Source organism: Accumulibacter sp. (genome assembly GCF_016789985.1).
GTDB lineage: Bacteria > Pseudomonadota > Gammaproteobacteria > Burkholderiales > Rhodocyclaceae > Accumulibacter.
In genome coordinates this window covers 1-5,506 of sequence record NZ_JAEUOL010000141.1, presented here as the reverse complement: position 1 = coordinate 5,506, position 5,506 = coordinate 1, and the positions used below count along the sequence as shown (strand labels likewise).

The 5,506-nt window shown below is 64.0% G+C and carries 4 protein-coding genes; 1 reads left to right on the top strand and 3 read right to left on the bottom strand.

The genetic code is table 11. The features are described from left to right. The 3 genes from JNK99_RS08040 to JNK99_RS08025 form a co-directional block, all read right to left on the bottom strand. Positions 1–462 (bottom strand): transposase (locus JNK99_RS08040; protein ID WP_291851134.1); only part of this gene is annotated, 462 nt, incomplete at its 3' end. Positions 463–712: 250 nt separating this feature from the next. Beyond that, on the bottom strand, positions 713–2,962 hold the full coding sequence (gene gstA, locus JNK99_RS17660; protein ID WP_366518736.1) for a glutathione transferase GstA: 2,250 nt from the start codon (positions 2,960–2,962) through the stop codon (positions 713–715). A gap of 316 nt (positions 2,963–3,278) precedes the next feature. Beyond that, positions 3,279–4,631 carry an amidohydrolase gene (locus JNK99_RS08025; protein ID WP_291851131.1) on the bottom strand — a complete coding sequence of 451 codons (1,353 nt, stop codon included), beginning with the start codon at positions 4,629–4,631 and terminating at the stop codon, positions 3,279–3,281. Between the two features lie 205 nt (positions 4,632–4,836). On the opposite strand from JNK99_RS08025, the gene JNK99_RS08020 reads away from it, so the two are divergent. Beyond that, positions 4,837–5,055, top strand: coding sequence for a DUF6116 family protein (locus JNK99_RS08020; RefSeq protein ID WP_291851128.1), 219 nt, complete (start codon positions 4,837–4,839; stop codon positions 5,053–5,055). Positions 5,056–5,506: the final 451 nt, after the last annotated feature.

The window sequence follows — 5,506 nt, the reverse complement described above, 5'->3', positions numbered from 1 at the left end:
TGCCGTTCCACCGCAGCGAGGACACGAAAAGCCGTTCGGCCACCGCGCCGCCTCCAGCGCTGCTGCGCACTGCGACTCGGTTCCGAAGCGCTGAGCAAACTCTGGCATCGACAAACCGGGTTGAAACTGAATTCGATTCATTGCCATAGCCCTGACCTCCCCGTGATGATGAAGTGCAGGATACGCCCAGCCGGGCTCACCAAATGCGCCCAGCTGACGATTGTTGCTAATCAGGTCAACGAATGAATGGGCTTTCTTGACAGAATCTGAGACATCGAGCAGTCCGACGCCGTTCCCCGAAGCGGAGGCCAACAGATCGCCCGAGCAGCAACGTGCTACGGTCAGCCGGAGCCAGGCCGCCGCGCTCTGACCCGTCTTGAGGCGCGACCCTCCGCAGCCCGCCATCGACCCACGCGCTGAATTCCGCGCAAGGAAGCCTCCCTGGCGCAAGGCGAGCAGCATCCTGTTGCTGCAGACGCGTGAGGAAAGACTTTGATCCTGCATTTCGATACCAGCTTTCTTGCACCGCAGATCCTGCAGGAGACAACGAGCGAAGAGGTGGAGGAATTTATCGCGCTGCTGCCCCGGCAGAGCAGCCCTGGACAATCACTGGAGCCGAATCGAGTTCGCGAGCCTCATCTTGCCGCGCTCCTGCAGGATCAGGCTGCAGGAGCGAGGGAAGTGCACAGGCGAATAGCCGCCAACGATCTCGTCAGCTCTCTGCCTCCAGGGCATCGAGCACGCTTTGCCGCTGCCGGACGCGCTCCTGGAAAGCGGGTAGTGCGGGCCACTGCGCGATATCGATACCGACTGCACGGCCCCAGTCGAGGACGGTGAACAGGTAGGCATCGGCGACGGTAAACCGGTCGCCCAGTAGGTAGTGGCTACTCGACAGGCAATCGGCGACGTAGGCCAATCGGCCGCCGATGCTTTCCCTGAGGCGGGGTTTGTACTCCTCCGGCGTGTCCGGCCGGAACAGTGGAGAGAAGGTCTTGTGCAGCTCGGAGCTGATGAAGGCCAGCCATTCCTGCAAGCGATAGCGTTCGAGCATATACGGACGCGGTGCCAAGCCGCGCTCCGGTATGCGATCGGCAATGTACTGGACGATGGCCGACACCTCGGTCAGGCGGACACCATCCTCGATTTCGAGTACCGGCACGTAGCCCTTGGGGTTGATCGCGCTGAAGCTGCTCCCGTCGGCCAGTTGGCGCCGGCGGATGTCGACGCGCACCAGTTCGAAGCCGAGCCCTGCCTCGCGCAGCGCGATGTGCGCGGCCAGCGAGCAGGTACCCGGAGCGTAGTAGAGCTTGACGTCCAGGCTGCCCGGCAGCGCTTGCGGCACAGGCAGGGATTTCTGCTCCTGTTCCGCCGACCAGGGCAGGCGGGTGATTTCAATGGTCAGGAAGCCGCTGTTGTTGCCGTAGGAAAACGGCGAGTCGTTGGCGAAGAAGTAGAGGCAACCCGCTTCGCTGATCTCGATTTCGCAGCCATTGGGTGTGGCAATCAGACTGCTCTCTTCATCGATGCGCTTGACGCCGTTGATCGTGCTCTCGAGCAGGCCGGTCAGCACGTTCTCCGAGTCGGGATTGTTGGCTTCCAGATCGGGCCGCGGATGGATCGCGGCAACCAGCGCAAACCACGGGCGCTCTTCCAGGCGGCGGCTACCCTCGGCCAGATGCATGAACCAGGCCTTGGATTCGTAGCCGTCGGCACCCGCCGGAGTGCCCTTGTCGATCCACGCGCCACTCGCCTCGATGCGGTATCTCTCGCCGGCGTCGACTTCGATGCCTGACGCGTTCCACCACTTGTGCGCATAGACCGGGAAACGTGTCGAGCCGTCGAGCGGCAGTTTGCGGAAGGGCAGGTGTTCGCGCTCCGATTGCAGCACCTCCTCGGGAGTTTCATCGCCCTTCGGGTAGAAGGCGGCGCAAATCGCGACATCCTCAAGCGCCTTGGGGCGATAGTCGGCGCGTTCCTGCAACCGCAGGAGAACGCTGGGGTGGAGTTCGGCCCGGTCGGGAATCTTGCGTTCCCCGTCCGGGCGCGACCGCCAGGCGAGATTGTGCGTTTCGTCGTGCCGGTCCCCAAGGGGATTCGGCGCCAGCGGCTGGCCGAGTCGATCGGGCGACAGCCGCAAGCCGGCTTCCAGCTCATTCACCTCGTCCATCATCCATTCGAGCGCGATGTCCGAAAGGCCGCAGTGCTCGTAGCCACCACCGACGTCGCCATGGGCACCGGCGAACCAGACCTGCCTGATCCCGGCACGCTCGCTCCACAGCGTCGGACGGAAGTCGGAACGCGCTTCGTCGATGGCCAGGGCCTGGCGAGCGTGCTCGACACGGGAGCTCAGTTCGCGGTCGGCAAACTTCAGGAAGCGCAGTTCCTCGCGATCGATCATGCGCAGGCCATTGAACTGCGGCACGCCGAATTCGCCGACCGTCTCCCACACACCGACCATGCGGATCGGCATGGGATCGTGGTGCTTCCAGAAGCGCACCCCACGTTTCTTGCCGCGATCTTCCTTGTAGGCCAGCCAGATCTGCTCGGCCATGTCGGCGGCGGTATCGTCATAAGCCTCGGCCGGCCAGAGTAGACCGGTGCGGGCGATGAACGCAGCCAGACTGCGCGCCGCCCAGGCGCCACGAGAAAAGCCGAACAGCCAGATCTTGTCACCGCTGCGATACGCCTGCGACACGAGGACGTAGGCGTCGATCATGCAGTCGTGCAGACCGATACCCTGCGTGCTGCCGAGCAGCCCCTGTGTTCGTCCCCCGTTACCGACACTCTTCAGATAGAAAGCAGCGAGTTCCTGATCGCGTTTGACGAGATGGGAGCGGATCGGTCCCTGTTCCTCGACAAACTGTTCGTCGCCGGGCAGCATCTCGAACAGACGATACACATTGGTCTGCTCGATGGGATTGTTCCAGGTGCCGTCCAGGCAAACAACTATCTGTTTGGTCATCGTTCCTCCTCGTTGTCACGGGCGTCGGGGAGCCGTCGCACGACATCGTCGCGCGCACCTGGCGCCGCGTTTTTTCCTCGACTCATAAGCATAGCCTGCTTGCGGGTCGCCTTGCGAGCCTCTGGTACGGCGAACCCTCCTTCTGTGCGATGAACAGGGTGCTCGCGTGGCAGACAGCGCCGGCGTCAAACCAGGGCGCTCCCTGGTGGCTGAACCTGCCGGCCGACCACCTGCCTGCCCGGTCTGGCCGCAAACCGCCTCGCAGGCGGTCGGGAAAAAGCGACGTCGTTGCCGGCACGTCACCCGGTACCGTCGTTCAGCGAGCCTGCGCGCCGCGCGTGTCGGCCAGAGCGGCCGATTCCAGATAATCGACCGCGAGTTGCGCCATTGCCCTCATGCCGACGGCCAGTCCCGCCTCGTCGACGTGGAAGCGCGGCGAGTGGTTAGGCGCAGTCTGCTTCGGGTCCATGCCCCTGGCGGTGACACCGACGTAGAAGAAGAGGCCGGGAATCACTTCCTGGTAGAACGAGAAGTCTTCGGAAACGGTCTGCTTCGGATCGAGCAGCAGGTTGCCGTCACCGGCGACACGCCGTAGCGTCGGCAGCATGCGCTCGGTCAACCGCTCGTCGTTGATCGTGACCTTGTAGGGCGAATCGATCGTCACCTCGGCGCTGGCACCGGCGCTCTCGGCGATCAGGCGAGCCTTGCGCCTGATGCGTTCGTGGATGTCGCGCTTCATCCCCTCGTCGTAAGTGCGGAGGGTGCCGCTGAGCTCGACACTTTCGGGGATGATGTTGGCGCGGTTGCCACCCTGGATGCTGCCGATCGACATGATCGTTGGCTCCAGCGTCACATCAACCTGCCGGCTGGCAATCGTCTGCAGTCCGAGAATGATCTCGGCGGCGGTGACGATCGGATCGACACCCGCCCACGGTTTGGCCCCGTGGGTGCCGCGGCCGCGCACGACGATGCGCAGAATGTCGGCCGCCGCCATCGCCGGACCGGGGCGGTAGGCCAGTTTCCCGACGGTATGGCGGTTGGTGACATGCAGCCCGAAGATGGCCTGTGGACGTGGGTTGTCGAGCACGCCCTGGCGAACCATCAGCGCGGCGCCGCCATCCTCGCCCGCCGGTGGCCCTTCCTCGGCCGGCTGGAAGATGAACTTGACCGTGCCCGGCAGATCCGCCCGGATGGCGACGAGAATCTCCGCCACCCCCATCAGGATCGCCGTGTGCGCATCATGCCCGCAGACGTGGGCCACCCCGACTTCCTTGCCTTCATCCACCGTTTTCACCTGCGAGGCGAATGGTAGTCCGCTCTCCTCGACCACCGGCAGCGCATCCATGTCGGCGCGCAGCGCCACCACCGGCCCGGACCGACCGCCGCGCAGCAGGGCGACGACTCCGGTGTGTGCCACACCGGTCGTCACCTCCAGGCCGAGGTGACGCAGGTGATCGGCCACCAGCTTGGCCGTTCGCAGCTCGCGGTTGCCCAGTTCCGGATGCTGGTGGATGTCGCGCCGCCACTCGATCACCCTCGGCTCGATCTCCACCGTGCGGCGCTCAATCTCTGCGGCGAGCGGCTCGCCAGCAAACGCCAACGTGGAGACGACGGGTGTCAGGGCCAGTCCGAGAGTCAGCAGAAGTGCCAAGCGTGGATCAAAGGGCATGGTGATGGCTCCTGTCGACGATGTAGGCGGGGAGGAATGGTCATCTCGCGTGACCATCCTACGCTCACGGGCACCCCATCCGCGGGCAGTATCAGGATATCATGCCCGATCGATGAACCGCTGCAATCCGGCCAGCAAGCCATCATGGCACGCGGAACCTGTACCATAATGTTGTGATCGAAGGCGTTTTCCGGAGTCCAGCCGCGTGTCCAAGCTATTTGTCGGGCCGTTGATCGCCTACCTTGCCCGCCTGCGCTTCCCCACCTTGTTCGCCGTTACCGCCGTGCTGTTCATCGTGGACTCCTTCATCCCGGATGTCATTCCGTTCATCGATGAAATCCTGCTCGGTCTGGGAGCCGCCCTGCTCGGGGTCTGGAAGAAACGCCGGGACGCGGGTTCGACGCAACCGCCCGCCAGTGGCTAGCCCCTGCCGGCGGAGTCGGCCAGCAGCTGCGCATGCGGCACCCGATCTTGAGACCGTGCCACCCACTCGCCCCTGTCCTCCGACTTGGCCGATCCGCGAGCGGGCGATCGCGGTCCTGCAACTGCGGCCTGGCCAAGTGGTGCTCGATCAGACCGCGTTGCTTGACCTGCCCGATGACGGCGGCGCTGCCGGCAACCGAAACACCATTGGCAGATGCCGCCAGTAGGATAGAACCGGCCGCACGGCAGACCGACGAAAGACCACCGGGCCGGCGATCCGGAATCAAGACGCAGCGGGCGCGGCCTGGCCGCCCCTTACCACCCATCACTTTTAATGTAATCTCTGATTATTACGAGGCAACACATTGAGAGACGATGGGAAAGACAGATAAGTTAGCGGACGAGGTACGGTTTGGTCTGGAAGAGGCCCTCCCTGGGATGCGCAAGACGAT

Bases quoted from the DNA above. Each gene is read 5' to 3' on its own strand.
- gstA (WP_366518736.1), bottom strand. From the start codon at position 2,962: ATGACCAAACAGATAGTTGTTTGCCTGGACGGCACCTGGAACAATCCC.
- JNK99_RS08025 (WP_291851131.1), bottom strand. From the start codon at position 4,631: ATGCCCTTTGATCCACGCTTGGCACTTCTGCTGACTCTCGGACTGGCC.